General features: G+C 64.3%; 16 protein-coding genes and 1 tRNA gene. 6 read left to right on the plus strand and 11 right to left on the minus strand.

The window, feature by feature from the left end:
• Positions 1-99: 99 nt before the first annotated feature.
• The 6 genes from clpX to ACX0GZ_RS00825 all read right to left on the minus strand — a co-directional run bounded on the left by clpX (position 100) and on the right by ACX0GZ_RS00825 (position 5,693).
• Positions 100-1,368 carry an ATP-dependent Clp protease ATP-binding subunit ClpX gene (gene clpX, locus ACX0GZ_RS00800; protein WP_458812250.1) on the minus strand — a complete coding sequence of 423 codons (1,269 nt, stop codon included), beginning with the start codon at positions 1,366-1,368 and terminating at the stop codon, positions 100-102.
• Between the two features lie 116 nt (positions 1,369-1,484).
• Positions 1,485-2,120: an ATP-dependent Clp protease proteolytic subunit gene (locus tag ACX0GZ_RS00805; RefSeq protein WP_458812253.1), complete on the minus strand. Its 636-nt coding sequence runs from the start codon at positions 2,118-2,120 to the stop codon at positions 1,485-1,487.
• 70 nt (positions 2,121-2,190) lie between these two features.
• On the minus strand, positions 2,191-3,123 hold the full coding sequence (locus ACX0GZ_RS00810; protein WP_458812256.1) for a glycosyltransferase family 2 protein: 933 nt from the start codon (positions 3,121-3,123) through the stop codon (positions 2,191-2,193).
• Between the two features lie 171 nt (positions 3,124-3,294).
• Positions 3,295-3,807, minus strand: coding sequence for an FKBP-type peptidyl-prolyl cis-trans isomerase (locus ACX0GZ_RS00815; RefSeq protein WP_458812259.1), 513 nt, complete (start codon positions 3,805-3,807; stop codon positions 3,295-3,297).
• A 70-nt stretch (positions 3,808-3,877) separates the two neighbouring features.
• The gene (gene tig, locus ACX0GZ_RS00820) at positions 3,878-5,542 is read right to left on the minus strand and encodes a trigger factor (protein WP_458812262.1); all 1,665 of its coding nucleotides are present in this window, start codon (positions 5,540-5,542) and stop codon (positions 3,878-3,880) included.
• Positions 5,543-5,608: 66 nt separating this feature from the next.
• Positions 5,609-5,693, minus strand: a tRNA-Leu gene (locus ACX0GZ_RS00825).
• 110 nt (positions 5,694-5,803) lie between these two features.
• Between ACX0GZ_RS00825 and ACX0GZ_RS00830 the strand changes: the two genes are divergently transcribed.
• Together ACX0GZ_RS00830 and ACX0GZ_RS00835 are read left to right on the plus strand one after the other, a co-directional pair.
• Positions 5,804-6,019 (plus strand): hypothetical protein, encoded by a 216-nt coding sequence (locus tag ACX0GZ_RS00830; protein ID WP_458812265.1) that lies wholly within the window; start codon positions 5,804-5,806, stop codon positions 6,017-6,019.
• Between the two features lie 18 nt (positions 6,020-6,037).
• Positions 6,038-6,271, plus strand: coding sequence for a hypothetical protein (locus ACX0GZ_RS00835; protein WP_458812268.1), 234 nt, complete (start codon positions 6,038-6,040; stop codon positions 6,269-6,271).
• Between the two features lie 128 nt (positions 6,272-6,399).
• On the opposite strand, the gene ACX0GZ_RS00840 is transcribed toward ACX0GZ_RS00835, so the two are convergent.
• From ACX0GZ_RS00840 to ACX0GZ_RS00850, 3 genes are read right to left on the minus strand one after another with little or no spacing between them, the layout of a single operon-like run.
• Complete coding sequence (locus ACX0GZ_RS00840; protein ID WP_458812271.1) at positions 6,400-7,818, minus strand: efflux transporter outer membrane subunit; 1,419 nt, start codon at positions 7,816-7,818, stop codon at positions 6,400-6,402.
• A complete protein-coding gene (locus ACX0GZ_RS00845) occupies positions 7,815-11,087 on the minus strand; it encodes an efflux RND transporter permease subunit (RefSeq protein ID WP_458812274.1) in 3,273 nt (1,090 codons plus the stop codon). The genes ACX0GZ_RS00840 and ACX0GZ_RS00845 overlap by 4 nt, the downstream gene beginning before the upstream one ends.
• Positions 11,088-11,102: 15 nt before the next feature.
• The gene (locus tag ACX0GZ_RS00850) at positions 11,103-12,320 is read right to left on the minus strand and encodes an efflux RND transporter periplasmic adaptor subunit (protein WP_458812277.1); all 1,218 of its coding nucleotides are present in this window, start codon (positions 12,318-12,320) and stop codon (positions 11,103-11,105) included.
• Between the two features lie 151 nt (positions 12,321-12,471).
• Between ACX0GZ_RS00850 and ACX0GZ_RS00855 the strand changes: the two genes are divergently transcribed.
• Positions 12,472-13,053 (plus strand): TetR/AcrR family transcriptional regulator, encoded by a 582-nt coding sequence (locus ACX0GZ_RS00855; RefSeq protein ID WP_458812280.1) that lies wholly within the window; start codon positions 12,472-12,474, stop codon positions 13,051-13,053.
• Positions 13,054-13,163: 110 nt separating this feature from the next.
• Here the strand turns inward: ACX0GZ_RS00855 and ACX0GZ_RS00860 are convergent, their stop codons facing one another.
• Together ACX0GZ_RS00860 and ACX0GZ_RS00865 are read right to left on the minus strand one after the other, a co-directional pair.
• Positions 13,164-13,646 (minus strand): EF-hand domain-containing protein, encoded by a 483-nt coding sequence (locus ACX0GZ_RS00860; protein WP_458812283.1) that lies wholly within the window; start codon positions 13,644-13,646, stop codon positions 13,164-13,166.
• Between the two features lie 65 nt (positions 13,647-13,711).
• The gene (locus tag ACX0GZ_RS00865) at positions 13,712-14,377 is read right to left on the minus strand and encodes a squalene/phytoene synthase family protein (RefSeq protein ID WP_458812286.1); all 666 of its coding nucleotides are present in this window, start codon (positions 14,375-14,377) and stop codon (positions 13,712-13,714) included.
• Between the two features lie 131 nt (positions 14,378-14,508).
• Between ACX0GZ_RS00865 and ACX0GZ_RS00870 the strand changes: the two genes are divergently transcribed.
• From ACX0GZ_RS00870 to ACX0GZ_RS00880, 3 genes are read left to right on the plus strand one after another with little or no spacing between them, the layout of a single operon-like run.
• On the plus strand, positions 14,509-16,368 hold the full coding sequence (locus ACX0GZ_RS00870) for a pilus assembly protein TadG-related protein (protein WP_458812289.1): 1,860 nt from the start codon (positions 14,509-14,511) through the stop codon (positions 16,366-16,368).
• On the plus strand, positions 16,365-16,958 hold the full coding sequence (locus tag ACX0GZ_RS00875; RefSeq protein ID WP_458812292.1) for a TadE/TadG family type IV pilus assembly protein: 594 nt from the start codon (positions 16,365-16,367) through the stop codon (positions 16,956-16,958). Before ACX0GZ_RS00870 ends, ACX0GZ_RS00875 begins: the two co-directional genes overlap by 4 nt.
• Entirely contained in the window at positions 16,955-17,662 is a 708-nt protein-coding gene (locus ACX0GZ_RS00880; protein WP_458812294.1) for a TadE/TadG family type IV pilus assembly protein, read from the plus strand. Before ACX0GZ_RS00875 ends, ACX0GZ_RS00880 begins: the two co-directional genes overlap by 4 nt.
• Positions 17,663-17,691 lie beyond the last annotated feature (29 nt).

Below are 17,691 nucleotides of genomic sequence, written 5' to 3' on the forward strand. Positions count from 1 at the left end.
TTTCGAGCGAAGTCATCTCATTCCGAACCCGCGCACCACGAAAAAGGGGCGCCGGTTCGACCGACGCCCCTTTTCAATCATCGCTTTGCGTAAGCCGGATCAGGCCGCGTCGCCGCTGGCCTTTTCCTTCTTTGCATAGACGCGGACCGGTTCCTTGCGGCCCTCGATCACGTCCTTGTCGATCATCACTTCATCGACGCCGTCCATGCCGGGCAGGTCGAACATGGTGTCTAGCAGGATGCCCTCCAGAATCGACCGCAGGCCCCGTGCGCCGGTTTTCCGCTCGATCGCCTTCTTGGCGACCGCAACCATCGCGTCGTCGGTGAAGCCCAGCTTCACATTCTCCATGTCGAACAGCTTCTGATACTGTTTGACCAGCGCGTTCTTCGGCTCGGTCAAAATCTTGACCAGCGCGTCGATGTCGAGGTCCTCGAGCGTCGCGATCACCGGCAAACGGCCGATAAATTCAGGTATCAAGCCGAATTTCAGTAGATCCTCAGGCTCGGTCTGGCGCAACACTTCGCCCGTGCGCCTTTCTTCGGGAGCAGCGACATAGGCGCCGAAGCCGATCGACTTGCCCTGCAAGCGGTCGCCGATGATCTTTTCCAGACCCGAGAACGCGCCGCCACAGATGAACAGGATGTTCGAGGTATCGACCTGCAGGAATTCCTGCTGTGGATGCTTTCGACCACCCTGCGGGGGAACGCTCGCGGTGGTGCCTTCCATCAGCTTGAGCAGTGCCTGCTGAACGCCCTCGCCCGATACGTCGCGGGTGATCGACGGATTTTCGGCTTTGCGGCTGATCTTGTCGATTTCGTCGATATAGACGATCCCGCGTTGCGCGCGCTCGACGTTATAGTCCGATGCCTGGAGCAGCTTGAGGATGATGTTCTCGACATCCTCGCCGACATAACCGGCCTCGGTCAGCGTGGTCGCATCGGCCATCGTGAACGGCACGTCGAGGATGCGCGCCAGCGTCTGCGCGAGCAGAGTCTTGCCGCAGCCGGTCGGGCCGACCAGCAGGATGTTCGATTTCGACAGCTCGACATCGGCGCCCTTCGCGCCGTGGTTCAGCCGCTTGTAGTGATTATGCACCGCCACCGACAGCACCCGCTTGGCGCGGAACTGGCCGATCACATAGTCGTCGAGCACGTCGCAGATTTCCTGCGGGGTCGGAACGCCGCCATCCTTCTTGGACACCAGCGCGGACTTGGTTTCCTCGCGGATGATGTCGTTGCACAGCTCGACGCATTCGTCGCAGATAAAGACGGTGGGTCCGGCAATCAGCTTGCGGACTTCGTGCTGCGACTTGCCGCAGAACGAACAGTAGAGCGTGCTCTTCGAGTCGCCGCCGCTCAATTTCGTCATCAAAACCTTCCTTGGCGCCCAAATGGGCGCGATAATCCACCCGCCATCCTACACGCGGGTTAAAAACGGGCAATCCATATTCGAAGGCCTCGCCTCGGCTGGACTGCCCGCAAGCATCAGGCCGTCGGCGCGCTTTCCTCGACGCCGGGGTTCGACGGGCGCTTTTCGTAGACCTCGTCGACGATGCCGAATGCCTTGGCTTCTTCGGCTTCGAGGAAGGTGTCGCGGTCCATCGCCTTTTCGATGACCTCGATCGGCTTGCCGGTATATTTCGAATAAAGCTCGTTCATCCGCTTGCGGATACGCAGGATTTCCTTTGCCTGGATTTCGATGTCCGCTGCCATGCCCTGCGCGCCGCCCGACGGCTGATGCACCATGATCCGGGCGTTGGTCAGCGCGACGCGCATCCCCGGTTCGCCCGACGCCAGCAGAAAACTGCCCATCGACGCGGCCTGGCCCATGCAGACGGTGCCGACGCGCGGACGGATATATTGCATGGTGTCGTGGATCGCCATGCCCGCCGTGACAACACCGCCCGGCGAATTGATGTACATCCAGATGTCCTTTTTCGGATTTTCCGATTCAAGGAACAACAGCTGCGCGGTGATGAGCGAGGCCATGCCGTCCTCGACCCCGCCGGTCACGAACACGATGCGTTCGCGCAGCAGGCGCGAGAAGATGTCGAAGCTCCGCTCCCCGCGGCTTGACTGTTCGATGACGATGGGGACGAGTGCGCTCATTGGGTCGTGCATGGGATTCCCGGTGTTTGCGTGTGTATTGGCACCCTACATCGGCGCTCGGCTGTGAGCGCGCAAGGGGGGATCAGGACGAATGCGCGGTGACTGCCGGAAACGACAGATAGGCGAGCCGCCGGACCTCTCTGCGTCCCCGCACCACGGTGTCGAGGATCAGCCCCGCGAACAGGTTGAGAAAGGCGAGGATCATCAGTCCCGTCGCGAGGATCGCGGTCGGCAGACGCGGCACCAGGCCGGTTTCGGCATAGGTCACGCCCAGCGGAATCGCGAGGATCACCGACAGCAATGCGAACGCCGCCGCGATGATGCCGAAGAACAGCAGCGGCTTTTCGATCCGATAGAGGGTGACGATCGTCCGCCCGATGCGGAACCCGTCGCCATAGGTGGACAGCTTCGACTCCGACCCCTCCCCCCGCGCGAAATAGCGGGTTTCGAGTTCGCCCACCGGCATTTTGAGTTCGAGCGCATGGACGCTCATTTCTGTTTCGATCTCGAACCCCGCCGACAGCACCGGAAAACTCTTCACGAACCGCCGTGAAAACACGCGATAGCCCGAGAAGATATCGGTGAAGCTGCGCCCGAACAATTTGGCGAGGATGCCGGTCATCATCCGGTTGCCCAGCACATGCCCGCGGCGATAGGCGTCGGCCGCCTCGTGGACGCGGGTGCCGACCACCATGTCGAGCCCGTCGTCGATCAGCCGCGCGACCATCGCGGGTGCGCTCTCCGGGTCATAGGTCGCGTCGCCATCGGCCATGATATAGATGTCAGCGTCGATATCGGCGAACATGCGGCGCACGACATTGCCCTTGCCCTGCATCCGTTCGGTGCGGACGATCGCGCCTGCCCCACGCGCCACCTCCACGGTGCGGTCGCGGCTGTTATTGTCATAGACATAGATCGCGGCCCCTGGCAGCGCCGCGCGGAATCCCGCCACGGTCTGCGCGATCGCGGTTTCTTCGTTGTAGCAGGGCAGCAGAACGGCGATTCTGGGGGTCATGGTGCCAGCCTTAGGATGGGATGCCGCGCGATGAAATCGTCATTGCGAGCGCAGCGAAGCAATCCGGCGTTCCGCGCGGGTTGCTGGATTGCTTCGCTGCGTTCGCAATGACGGTAAACAAAGAAAAATGACGGTAAACAAAGAAAGAAGCCGAACAACCATTCCGGACGCTCAGCGTCCTTCGATGCCCAGCAGTTCGATCTTGAACAGCAACGTCGCGCCGCCCGGAATCGGCCCCTTGCCGCGCGGTCCGTAAGCGATGGTCGAAGGCGCGGCGATTTCGATCGTATCGCCGACGCCCATATTCGGCACCGCGATCTGCCACGCCTTGATCAGCGCGCCGAGCGGGAAGGTCGCGGGTTCGCCGCGCGACCAGCTGCTGTCGAACTCGGTGCCGTCGGTCAGCGTGCCCGCATAATGGAGCGTGACGGTATCGGCCACCGTGGGCCGAGCACCCGACCCGTCGCCCTTCACCCGCCGCCAGCGAAGGCCCTCGGGCGTCGATCGCCAGCCATCCTCGCCCTTCAATTGCGCGAGCGCCAGCATCTGGCCGTTGTGCCACGCCGAGTCCTGGCTGGGCTCGGATTGCTGCACCGTCGCCAGCGCCACGCCCGCTCCGCACAGGGCGACGGCGGCGAACATCCAGCGCAGACCGCTGCCGGGTTTAGATTGCTTGGATTTCATGCATTCCCCCAAAACGAAAAAGGCCCCGTCCGCGCGGGCGAACAGGGCCTTGTTCCAACTCGATCCGAAATCAGGCCTTCTTGGCCGCCGCCTTCTTGGCAGGCGCTTTCTTGGCCGGAGCCTTTTCAGCGTCGTCCGCTCCCTCGACTGCGCTCGAGACGGGCTTGGCCGCCGCAGCCTTCTTCGCCGCAGGCTTCTCGGCTTCGGCAGGAGCCGCTTCCTTCTTCGCCGCAGGCTTCTTGGCAGCCGCCTTCTTGGGGGCTTCCTCGGTCACAGCATCGGCCTTGTCATCGGCCTTCTTTGCCGCGGCCTTCTTGGCAGGCGCTTTCTCGGCTTTGCTCGAAACAGGCTTCTTTGCAGGCTTTTCGTCTTGGTCATGGCCGCAATCCGGCCCATGAACGTGACCGTCTTCGCTTTCGATCGCGGCTTCGAGTTCCTCGCGCGTCACTTCGCGGTCGGTGATCTCGGCCTTGTCGAACAGGAAATCGACGACCTTGTCTTCATAGAGCGGTGCGCGCAGCTGGGCAGCCGCCATCGGCTCCTGCTGGACGTACTGGATGAAGCGTTCGCGCTGTTCTTGCGGATATTGCTGGGCAGCCTGCATGATGAGGCGGCTCATTTCCTGCTGCGACACCTCGACGCCGTTCGCCTGACCGATTTCGGACAGCAACAGGCCCAGGCGGACGCGGCGAACGGCGATCGCGTGATATTCGTCGCGCTCGGCTTCCAGTTCCTTCTTCGCCGCTTCGGGATCTTCCTCGCGGGTCGCTTCCTGTTCGAGCTGCGCCCAGATCTGCTGGAACTCGGCTTCGACCATCGACGGCGGCACGTCGAAATCATGGTCGGCGGCCAGCTGATCGAGCAACTTGCGCTTCATGTGCGTGCGCGTCAGGCCGTTCAGTTCCTGCTCGACCTGGCCCTTCAACAGCCCCTTCAGCTGGTCGAGGCTTTCGAGACCGAGGTTCTTCGCAAACTCGTCGTCGATCTTGGTTTCGCCAGCGATCTTCACCGACTTGATCTTCAGGTCGAAGGTCGCATCCTTGCCCGACAGCGTATCGACGCCGTAATCGGCCGGGAACGTGACGGTGATCTGCTTCTCGTCGCCCGCCTTCACGCCGACCAGCTGGTCCTCGAAGCCGGGGATCAGGCGACCCGAACCGATTTCGACCGCCATGTCCTCACCGGTGCCGCCGTCGAATGCGACGCCGTCGACCTTGCCGACGAAATCCATCGTCACCTGGTCGCCGGTCTGCGCCTTGCGCGTTTTGGGCGCGTCGCTGAACGATTTCTGCTGGCTGGCAAGCTGTTCGAGCTGGGCGTCCACGACCGCATCGTCCGCGGGCACCGTCAGGCGTTCGAGCTTCAGGCCGTCGATCGAGGGCGCGGGCACGTCGGGCAGCACTTCCAGTGCGACCTTCACCTCGGCATCCTTGCCGGGGGCATAGCCTTCGCCCAGCTCGACCGAAGGCTGGATCGCGGGACGCAGCTTCTTGTCGGCGATCAGTTTCTGCACTCCATCCTGGATCGACGAATTGAGCGCGTCCTGCGCCAGCGCCTCGCCGTGCATCTTGCGCACCAGGTTGGCAGGCACCTTGCCGGGGCGGAAGCCTGGCATCCGCACCTGGGGCGCGACGCGCTTTACTTCGGCATCGACCTTGGAATCGATATCCTTGGCCGTGATGGTCAACGTGTAGGCGCGCTTCAGGCCTTCGTTCAACGTCTCGACAGTCTGCATCCTCGGCACTTTCACCTAATCATCTGAATTTTCACGGGTGACCCCGCACGCAGCCGTTATCGGGACTGGTGCGGGCGAAGGGACTCGAACCCCCACATCTTTCGATACTGGTACCTAAAACCAGCGCGTCTACCAATTCCGCCACGCCCGCATCGGGTCACCGCAGGTCGGCGGCGTCTATAGCAGTGTGATGGGCACTGGCAAGCGGTCCATGACGCAACGGCTTTGCGCTCCGTTCGTTGAGGGGAAAACGCGAAGGAGATGCGTATCATGCCCGTCGAACCACCAATCCCGCAGAAAGAGCCGCGCGTCCCCCAACCGGGCCAGCCGACCGAGCCGCCAGCGGAAACCCCGCCGATGCCGGGCCAGTCGCCCGATCCCACGCCCGCGCCGACCGAATTGCCCCCACCCGGCCCGGATATCGACGTTCCTTCCCCTGGCGGCCCGGGTATCGCGCCCGGCCAGCCCATAGCCTGAATTTTAGGAGCCGCCCCGATGACCGACCGCAATCGCGATCCCCATCCCGACAGCATGCCGTCCGACAATCACGACGTCCGCGTCGATGTGACCCAGGGCACGGCAGGCGCCAATAGCGACATGGAAAATGTCGATGGCGGCACCGGAGGCGCGACCGCCGGAGACGAAGCCCCGCTGGAGCCGACCGGGGTTCCCGATGGCGTCGCCGGAACCGGTGGTGTTACCAAGAATCAGGACGACACCGCGCAATAGCCCCCACCGCCGTTCGTACTGAGTAGCGCCGCAGGCGCGTTTCGAAGCACTGACCTTCTCGACCCGAAGAAAGAAGGACAGTGCTTCGACAATTCAGCACGAACGGTTTTGGTTATGCCAATCCCCGGTCAGGCCGGCGGCAACGGCTCCTGCCATCCACCGCCAAGCGCGAGAAACACCGTCACCAGATTGTTCGACCGCTGCTGCTCCGATTGCGCGATGGTCGCCTCGATCTGCGCCAGCGTCCGCTCGGCTTCCAGCACGACCTGAAAACTCTCGCGTCCTGCTTCATAGCGAAGTCGCGCGATCCGCGCCGCTTCGCCTGCCTCGGTCGCCGCACGCCGCAGCGACGCCAGCCGGTCCAGTTCGCCCGCATAGCGCGCCAATGCGCTCTCGGTTTCCTGAAGTGCTGCCAGCCACGTCCCGTCAAACGTCGCCAGCGCAGCCTCCGCCCCGGCTTCGGCCTGACGCACGCGACTGCGCGCGACCGCCATGTTGGGGAAGCTCCACGAAATCAGCGGCCCTAGCGAGAAGCGGAACGAATCGCTCGATCCGATCCCGCCGATCGAAGTCGCGGTCGATCCCACCGATCCGCCGATGCTGATGCTCGGATAAAGATCGGCCATCGCCACATTCACCCGCGCGCTCGACGCTGCCAACTGGCGTTCGGCACGGCGGATATCGGGACGGCGCGCGAGCAACGAGGCTCCGTCACCCACCGGAATCGCCTGGTCCAGTTCGGGCGGCGACTGACATGCCAGCGCCGCCTGCGGCGCTTCCGACGGCGGACGTCCGGTCAGCACGGCCAGACGATACAGCGCTGCCGACCGCTCGGCCTGAAGGCTGGGCAACGCCGCGCGCGTCTGTTCGAGCAGCGCGCCCGCCTGCCCCGTCTCCAGCCGCGTCGCGCGACCGCCCTCGAACAACCGCCGGGTAAGGTCGAAGGTACGCTCCTGAATGCGGATCGTTTCCTGCGCGACCGCCAGCTGGCGATTGAACGCGCAGACATCGGCATAGGCGCGCGTCGTCTCCGCCGCGATGGTGATGCGCGTCAGGTCGAACGCGGCCTGCACCGCATCGGCATCGGCGTCCGCCGCGCGGATCGCGCTGCCGACGCGACCGAACAGGTCGATCTGGTATCCGACGTCGAGTCCGACATCATAGCTTTCGCCCTCGACCGGACCGAAGCCGCCGGTCGTGGCCCCCGGCTGGCGCGCATAACCCGCGCTCCCGGCGATATTGGTGGTCGGCAACCGCCCTGCCCGCGCTTCCTGCAACACCGCGCGGGCCTGCCGCAGATTGGCGGCGGCCACGCGCAGGTCGGTATTCGCCGCGAGCGCCTGTTCGACCAGCGCGTCGAGCGTGGGGTCGCCGAACAGGCTCCACCATTCGCCCGGCGGCTGATCGCCGGTGAAGGCAGGCGACTTGCCCTGCTCCAGAAACACGTTCTGCGCGGGCGCCGCCGTCTCGGGCGACATATAGGTCGGGCCGACCGCGCAGGCGCTGAGCGCGAGCGCGCTGGTGGCGAGCATCAGGGGGCGGATCATCGCGAAGTCTCCGGCGTCGGGCCGCCCAGGGGCGCCGCGCCATTGTCGTTATTGTCGTCCGGCTCGTTGATCGACGCATGCGCCGTCCCGCCATAGCTGGTCGGATAGACGGCCTCGGTCTTGCGACGCCACGGCACCATGTCGCCCAGCTTGCGCATCACGACGTAGAAGACCGGCGTGAAGATCAGGCCGAAGAAAGTCACCCCCAGCATCCCGAAGACGACCGCGGTGCCCAGCGCCTGGCGCATTTCCGCGCCAGGGCCGCTCGCGATCGCCAGCGGCAGCACGCCGAAGATGAACGCGAAGCTGGTCATCAGGATCGGACGCAGGCGCGACCGAGCGGCATGAACCGCCGCGTCGAGCGGCCCCATGCCCAGTTCCTCTTCGGCCTGCTTGGCGAATTCGACGATCAGGATGGCATTCTTCGCCGCCAGCGCGATCAGGACCACCAGCCCCACCTGCGTCAGGATGTTGTTGTCCAGTCCCCGCAGGTTCACCCCGATCATCGCCGCCAAAATACACATCGGCACGATCAAGATGACGGCGATCGGCAGCGGGATCGATTCATATTGCGCGGCGAGCACCAGGAACACGAACACGACCGCCAGCAGGAAGATCAGCACAGCGCTGCTCCCGGCCGCCTTTTCCTGATAGGCGAGGCCGGTCCATTCGTAGTTGAAGCCCGGCGGCAGCGTTTCGGCCGCCAGATTCTCCATCGCCGTCAATGCCGCGCCCGACGACACGCCCGGTGCCGCCTGACCCTGCAATTCGACCGCAGGGAACAGGTTGTAGCGCACCACGCGCGTCGGCCCGCTGTCGTTGCGGAAGGTGGCGACCGAATTGAGCGGCACCATCTCGCCCGAGGACGAGCGCACCTGAAGCCGCCCGACATCCTCTAGCGTGCTGCGCGCCGAGGGTTCGGCCTGCGCCGTCACGCGGAAGGTGCGGCCCAGGAAGTTGAAATCGTTGACATAGGTCGATGCCAGATAGGTGCCGAGCGTCGCATAGACCTGGTTCGGCTGAACCCCCAGCAGCTGTGCGCGATCGCGATCGACATCGGCGAAGATGCGCGGGCTACCGGTGTTGAACAGCGAGAAGACCTGCGTCGCCTCGGGCACGCCTTGCGCCGCACCCATCATCGCTCCTGTTACCTGTTCCAGCTCGCGATAGCTGCCGCCCTCGGTCGCCTGGATCATCATGGTGAAACCGTTGCCGGTGCCGAGCCCCGGCACAGCGGGCGGCGCGATTACGAAGGCATTCGCCTCCGGCAAGGCCATCGCCATCGCGCCCGACAATTGCCCGGACAGCGACGCCGCGCTCAGTTCGCCGCCACGCTCGCCCCAGTCGGTCAGGCGGATGAACATCGTGCCCGCGTTGGATGCGGTCGAGAAGCTCGATCCGTCGAGACCCGCAAAAGTCGTCACGCTGGCCACGCCGTCGATCCCGCCCACGACCTGCTGCGCCCGCGCCAGCACTTCGCTGGTGCGATCGAGCGATGCGCCCGGCGGCAACTGGACGACGCCGATCAGCACGCCCTGGTCCTGATCGGGAATGAACCCGGTCGGGGTATCGGTCAGCCGCCATCCGGTAAACGCCAGCAGCACGGCATAGATGATCAACATCATGCCGGTCTTGCGAACCAGCGTCGCGGTTGTCCGGCCATATTTGTCCGACAGCTTGTCGAACCCGGTGTTGAACGTGTCCGCCGCGCGACGCCCGAACCGCATGATCGGATTCTTGGGCGTGTCGTGATGTTCCTGATGCGGTTTGAGCAGCAGGGCCGCCAGCGCCGGTGACAGGGTCAGCGATGTGATGAGCGAAAACACCGTCGCCGCCGCGATCGTGACCGCGAATTGCTGATAGAAGATGCCCGGTATCCCCGGCACGAACGCCGTCGGCACGAACACCGCGACCAGCACCAGGCTGATTGCGATCAGCGCGCCCGACACCTCGTGCATCGTCCGGTGCGCGGCCTCGAGCGGAGTCAGCCCTTCGCGGATATGCTTTTCCACTGCCTCGACCACGACGATTGCGTCGTCGACGACGATCCCGACCGCGAGCACCAGCGCGAACAGCGACAGCGAGTTGATCGAATAGCCGAGCATGAGCTGCACGGCGAAAGTGCCGATCAGCGACACCGGGATCGCGATGATCGGGATGATTGCCGCGCGCCAGGTTTGCAGAAACACCATGATGACGATGACGACCAGAAAGATCGCTTCGACCAGAACGCTCTGCACCGCCGATACTGACGCCTGCACATATTCGGTCGGATTAAAGGGGATCGAATATTGCATTCCCGGCGGGAAGTCCGCCGACGCCGCCTCGATTTCCTCCAGCACCAGATTGGCGGCATTCAGCGCGTTCGCGCCCGGTTGCTGGATGACGGCCAGACCGACGCCCTCGCGGCCGTCGAATACCCCGCGCACGCCATAGTCCTGGCTGCCCAGTTCGACTCGCGCCACGTCCTTCACGCGCGTCACCGCGCCCGTCGCCGTATCGGTCTTGATGACGACGTTGGCGAATTCCTCGGGCGTGGTCAGCCGACCGCGCACCTCGATCGGCAATTCGAACGCTGGATTACCGGTGCCGTAAGGTGGCGCGCCGACCGAACCGCCCGCGACTTGGACGTTCTGGGTCTGAAGCGCGGTGACGATTTCGGCCGAGGTAAGGTTGCGCGCAGCCGCCCGGTCGGGGTCGATCCACACGCGCATAGAATAATTGCCACCGCCGAAAATCTGGACGCCGCCGACGCCCTCGATCCGCAGCAGCCGGTCGCGCAGCGTCGAATTGGCGTAGTTGCCGACATAGTCGAGATCGACCGCCGGATCGGTGGAGGTGACCGCCAGAATCATCAGGAAGCCCGATTCCTGCTTGTTCACCTGAATGCCGACTTGGCGGACCTGTTCGGGCAAGCGCGGCTCGGCGAGCGCGACGCGGTTCTGGACCAGCACCTGCGCGGCGTCGAGATCGGTGCCGGGCTGGAAGGTGACGGTGATGCCCGCTGCGCCCTGCGTGGACGAGGATTGCAGATACAGCATCCCCTCCACCCCGTTGATTTCCTGCTCGAGCGGGGCGGCGACCGTCTCCGCGATCGTCTCCGACGACGCGCCCGGATAGGCGGCGTTGATGGTGATCGTCGGTGGTGCGATTTCGGGATATTGCGCGAGCGGCAATTGCGGATAGGCAAAGATACCGATCAGCGTGATGAAGATCGCAATGACTGCCGAGAAAATCGGACGGTCGATGAAGAAGCGGCTGATGTTCACTGCGCGGACTCCGCCTTACTTCGTGGCTTCGGGCGCGGCACCCGCAGGCGCTCCGCCCTGCGCGGGCTGGCCCTGACCCTGCGGCGTCACCACCTGACCGTTCGGCCCGATCCTTCCGGGCTGCGCCTGAACCGGCGCACCGGGACGCGCACGCTGGATGCCGCCGACGACGATGCGGTCCTGCTGGCGAAGACCCGAGCGGATGACGCGCAGGCCATCGACCACAGCCCCAAGTTCGACGGGTCGCGCCTGCACCACATTCTTCGCATCGACGACATAGACGACACGGCGCGCGCCATCGGTGACGATCGCGGTATCGGGCACCAGAATAGCTGGCGCAGGCGCCGACGCGGCAAGCTGAAGCTGGCCGAACACGCCCGGCCGCAACAGATTGTCCGAATTGGGCACCACCGCACGCACCCGGATCGTCCCCGACCCGCTGCTCAGCGCATTGTCGACGAAATCGATGCGGCCCGTGTAATTATAGTCGTCGCTGCCCTGCAGCTTGATCCGCACCGGCGACCCGACCAGCGTATCGCCGCGGCGTTCATAATCGAGCAGGCTCGCTTCCGACCCCTCGAAGGTGAAATGCAGCGGGCTGACCGACACGATCGTCGTCAGGATGGTCTGGTCGGCGGTCACCGAATTGCCCGGATCGACGAGGCGCTGCGACACCCGGCCCGAAATCGGCGCGGTGACGCGGGTGAAGCCGACATTGAGTTCGGACGCGCGGATCGCGGCGCGCGCGGCGGCGACATCGGCCTCGCCTGCGCGGACCGCAGCGGTGCGGGCTTCGACCTCTTCCTGGCTCGCTGCCTGCGCTGCGGCCAGCGTGCGCGAACGGGCGAGTTCGGTGCGCGCGTTGGTCAGCGTCGCCTGAGCCCGCGCCAGCTGCGCGCGCGCCTGATCGAGCGCCGCCTGGCTGGGCCGCGCGTCGATGGTGAACAGCAATTGCCCCCGGCGCACGAACTGGCCGTCGGTGAAATGCGCGCGCTCCAGGAAACCCGATGCGCGCGGGCGCACCTCGACATTCTCGATCGCTTCGAAGCGTCCGACATAATCGTCCCATTCGGTGACTTCGCGAACCAGTGGATTGGCGACGGTCACGGGAAGCTGCGGCATCCCGCCGGGACCGCCTGCGGCCGAGTCGTCCTCGCCCCCCGAACAGGCCGCCACCATCAGCAGAGCCGCCAGCGCCAGTCCCTTGCGGACGCTTACCTTCTCAAATGCCATCTGTTTTTCGCGCTTTCGAAACCTGTGGGGACCGATGAACATGGCGTGAGCGGCCAAGTCATGCGATCGTCAGCATCGGGCTGCTAGCTGCACCGCAGCATCAAGTCAACGGCTGTTGATTTATGGCCGATTAGGTTTATTGGGGGATGACATGGCACCGGCAATTCCAGCGCGCAGGCGCGACGCAGCGGCAACGCGCGACGCGATCCTATCGGCGGCACATGACCGTTTTTTGAAAGACAGCTACGAAAGCGTCGGATTGCGCGACATTGCGGGCGACGCAGGCGTCGATGTCGCGCTCGTCAGCCGTTATTTCGGCGGCAAGGAAGGGTTGTTCCGCGAAGTGCTGACGCACGAAAAACGCCCCGACACCTTCAGCGAGCCCACCAGTCTAGAACAATTGCCCGGCTTTCTCGCGCACTTGATCGAGGAGGATCAGGACGACGACCGCGCGCGGCGGATGGAGATGTTCATCATCATGCTCCGCTCCGCCTCGTCGCCCAAGGCCGGCGAGATCATCCGCGAGTTGATCCACCGCGACGTGCTCGATCCGATGGCAAAGCTGATCGGCGGGCCAGAGGGTGAAATGCGCGCCAACGTGCTGCTCGCCGTGCTGATGGGGATCAGCGTGCTCAGGACGGTGATGCAGGTCGAGGGGATGTGCGAGGCCGAACCCTGCCAGTTCCGAACCGAACGCTTCCGCTGCCTGTTCGAAGCCGCGATCAACTGTTGAGACGGCGGAGAGCACCGCCTACCCACCCACCGTCATTGCGAGCGTAGCGAAGCAATCCAGAGATGCGCGATGTCAGCTGGATTGATTCGCTATGCTAGAAACGACGCGATCTAATCCTCCGCGTCATCGCCACCCGGCGGCGGACAGATGCACCGTGTCTTGGCGGGCGTCCGGCGCTTCGGTGCCGTCGTCAGGAACTCGGCACGGGTCAGCGCGCCCGATTTGTCGGCATCGGCGGTCGCAAAACGCGTCGTCGTGCGAATCGCCCATTCCTCGAAACTGAGCCTTCCGTCGCCGTTGGTATCGAGCTTCGCGAACGCCTTGCGCCGCGACGCCAGATATTCCTCGCGCGTGATCGCATCGTTGCGGTCCTTGTCGTAGCGATCGAACCGCCGCTCCTCGCGCGTCTTGGCCGGCGCCTTGGGCACCGCCACCTCTTCCAGCACGCCGTATTGCACCGGCTGTTCGGTCGCGAGCCGCGGCGCTGGGGCAGGCGCGATCACCGGATCGTCCGCCGCCCATCCGCGATAGACGACCAGCCCTGCGGTCACCAGCAGCAACGCCGACACCACCCCTGCAAAGAACCGCAACATCGTCGTCCCCATCCGCCGCTGTCGATGAGTGGCAGGCTAACGACTGGTCGCGGCGTGGCAACCCTCTACCGCCCGGTCAGCCGCATCCATGCCAGCCGCGCGACACGCCGGGGCGAGGCGATGGGCGGCTCGCTGCCGATCGGCAAGTCCATGTTCATGCGCGCAATCGCTGCCAGCGCGCCCAATGCGCGCGTCTGCCGCGGCCAGCGGCTGGGTTGCCCCAGATGCTCGATCGCCATTTCCCGCGCCAGCATGGCTTCTTCCTGCGTGGTCAGATGCTTGGCAAGATCGGCCAGCGCCCATCCCTCGCCCGCCCCCTGAGCGGCTTTGGCACCCAGCAATTCCGCACCGATCGCAAACAGTCTTCCCCCACGCTGTTCGGCGAACTGCGACAGCGCATCCCGATCGAGACGTTCGGCCTCGATCAAAATCTCCCACCCCTCGACGATCGCCACCAGTCGGTCGCCAGCGATGCCGCGCGCGACGATTTGTTCCGAAACCGATTGCAGCACCGGCATTGCGGGCGTTGCCGCGCGCCCCAATTCGCTCAGCCGTTCACGCCACCAGGCCAGCCGGATTTGCGCGATCGCCGGTTCGGTCGTCGAGCGAAGCAAAGCCGCCAATGCGTCGTCCAGGCCGAGCAACACCGCCAGCGATGCACGGGCCTCGACCGGCGCATAGGTCAGCGCGAGCGACCGTTCGGGGTCGTCCAGAGCGTCTGAGGGGGACATGGCCTGCCCGTATCACGGAACCGTTTCGGGCCAATGTCTAATCCGTCGTTCATCCTTCGCCTTCAACCCAATTTTATCCTTTTCCACGCATAGCTGCACGCTGGACCGGACTAATTGGCGCGAGACATCGCATGTGGAACGACGAAGCGCGCGGCAAAATGGCATCGCGGGGCACGCTGCGCAGACTGCGCAGCGATACCGGCGGCAATACGCTGGCGATCATGGCCGCCGCGATGATTCCGATGGCGGCACTGGTCGGATCGGGCGTGGATACCGCGCGAACCTATGTCGTCAAAAGCCGATTGCAGCAGGCCTGCGACGCCGGGGTGCTGGCCGGGCGAAAGGCCATGCAGCCAAGCGCGTCGACAACGCTCGAAACCGTCGCCGCCGAGCAGGCCACCGCGTTTTTCGACAATAATTTCGAACGCGGCTGGCTCGGCACGAGCAACGTTACCTTCGTGCCGAGCAAGACGGCCGATCAACAGGTGCTGGGCGTCGCATCGGCAACCGTGCCGATGACGATCATGCGGATGTTCGACGCGAACGATGTGACGCTGACCGTCACCTGCGAAGCGCGATACGACGTCGCCGACAGCGATATCATGTTCGTACTCGACGTGACCGGATCGATGGCCTGTCGTCCGGAAAGCGACTGCACGCCCGGCAATACCAGCTACAACGACAACGGCGTCACGCGCTTTGCGGCAGTCGAATTGGCCGGATCGAGGATGCAGGCATTGCGCGAGGCGGTGGTCGACTTCGAATCCACGGTCCGGACCAACGCCGATGCCTCAACGCGTATCCGATACGGGTTTGTCCCTTATGCGTCGTCGGTCAATGCGGGCGCGGCGATCCCTGCGGCGCACATGGTCCGCACCACCCATAGCTACAATTCCCGCCGGATCATCGGCGACACGCAGATCTCGTCCAGCACCGTAACGCGCAGCGGATACAACAGCACCAATTGCGCGACCAGCGCCAATGGCCGCGTTCCCGCCACCGGCTACAACAGCGACGGCACGGCAACCAGTTACACCGACGCCTTCTGGGACGCACCGAATACCCGGTGTCGTGCGACCCAACGCAACTTGCGTGCAACATGGCGGTTCGAGCCCATCGAATTCGACGTTTCCGGCTATTACGGAACGCTCGCCGCCGGTACGACGATTGCCGATCCAACCCGCCTCGATGGGCGGCGCACGGCGTGGCAGGGTTGTATCGAGGAGCGTAATACCACCACTGCGACCAGCTTCGACATTGCGAACCTGCCGCCCGATCTCAATCCCGACCTGATCCCCACAAACGACGCTACCCGCTGGCGCCCGGCCTGGCCCGACATCACCTGGGGGCGTAATGGCAATACGGCCGTGAACTCCGCCGAAACCGACGCCTGGTTCGAAGCGCGTTCGCTGTGGTCGCCCTATAACGGCGCCTTGCGCCAGCCTGGCGGCTTCGCAGCCTGCCCACCGCCAGTTCGACGCCTGTCCGCGATGACGGCGGCACAGGTATCCGCCTATGTCAACGCGCCGAGTTTCCGGCCGCATGGCGGTACCTACCACGATGCAGGGATGATCTGGGGCGTGCGGTTGCTGTCGCCCAACGGAATCTTCGCCGCCGATACCGCGCCGTTGCCGGGGCGCCCCAGCCCCCGGCGTCACATCGTCTATATGACCGACGGTCAGCTTGCCCCCAATGCCGATATCTACGGCTTGTACGGCATTCAGCGCTACGACAACCGCGTTGGCGGAGGTGCGGGCCTTGCAGCGATGGAGGCGCGCCATGCTGCCCGGTTCCGCGCGGTTTGCCAGTATGCGCGTGAACGCCTGAACATCACCATCTGGGTCGTCGCGTTCAGCACCGGGCTGAACGACGACCTGCGCGACTGCGCGACGCCGGGCAACCATGCCTTCACCGCAGGGAACAAGGCGGAATTGCAAGCCGCCTTCCGCCAGATCGCGCAACAGGTCGCCATGCTGCGGATCGATCGATGATCGGGCTGCCTCGCCTCGCATCCCTTCGCCGCGATACGCGCGGCGTCACGGTCGTCGAATTTGCGATGGTCGCGCCGGTCATGATCCTGTTGATCATGGGCCTGGGCGAGTTGATGTACACCGTCTATGCCCAGTCGGTCCTGAGCGGCGCCGTCCAGAAAGCCGCCCGCGATTCAGCCATCCAGGGCGGCAGTGACCGGGCAGTCGACATCGATGCGCTGGTGATGGAACAGGTCCACGCCGTCGCTCCCCGCGCCACGCATGTATCGTCGCGCGCATCTTATCATAATTTCGCGAGCGTCCGCCCCGAACGCTTTACCGACAGCAACGGCAACGGCGTGCGCGACCCCGGCGAGTGTTTCGACGACATCAACAATAATGGCCGCTGGGATATCGATCCCGGCATCGCCAGCCAGGGCGGCGCGAGCGACGTGACCCGGTATCGCATTCGCGTCACCTATCCCCGTCCGTTTCCGATGGCGCAATTGCTCGGTTGGGAAAAGGACGCGACGATGACGGCGGAAACGCTGATCAAGAACCAGCCCTACGCCACACAGGCTGCACAGGTCGTTCGGACGATATGCACATGACCGCTCAGCGCAACACCATCCTTCAGTCGGCTGGGGCGCTGCGCCGCGACCGCAGCGGTCTTGCTCTGATCGAATTCGCCTTCACGCTTCCCCTGGTGCTGATGCTCGGCGTGTTGGGGATCGAAACCGCCAACCTTGCCGTCACGAACATGCGAGTCAGTCAGATTGCTCTCAACCTTGCCGACAATGCCTCACGCGTCGGCGAACGAACCGCGCTGGCAACCCAGCAGTTGCGCGAAGTCGATATCAACGACGTGCTGCAAGCGGTTCGACTGCAGGGCGAAGCGCTGGAACTGACCGAGCGCGGACGGATCACGCTATCGAGTCTTGAAGCCGATAACAGCGGTACGCAACGCATCCATTGGCAGCGCTGTATCGGCAAACGATCGGGTCCCAATTACGATTCCAGCTACGGCACCGCACCGACCAATGCCGGAACTCAGCCCGGCCCATCGTTTGCGGGGACGGTCATGACCGACGGTATGGGACCGACCGGGCGCCGCGTGCGCGCGCCCAACAATTCGGGCGTCATGTTCGTGGAGATCAATTACGACTATCAGCCGATCATCGATTTTTACGGCATCGTGCCCGGTCGTATCCATTACACCGCATCGTTCATCGTGCGGGACAACCGGGATTTCAGTCAGGTGTTCAACCCGTCGCCGACCGCGCAGCGCGCAACGTGCGATCTCTACACGGCATGAGCAAATGACCGGGGACCGCCCAGACGGCC

It is taken from the genome of Sphingomonas aestuarii (assembly GCF_054457155.1).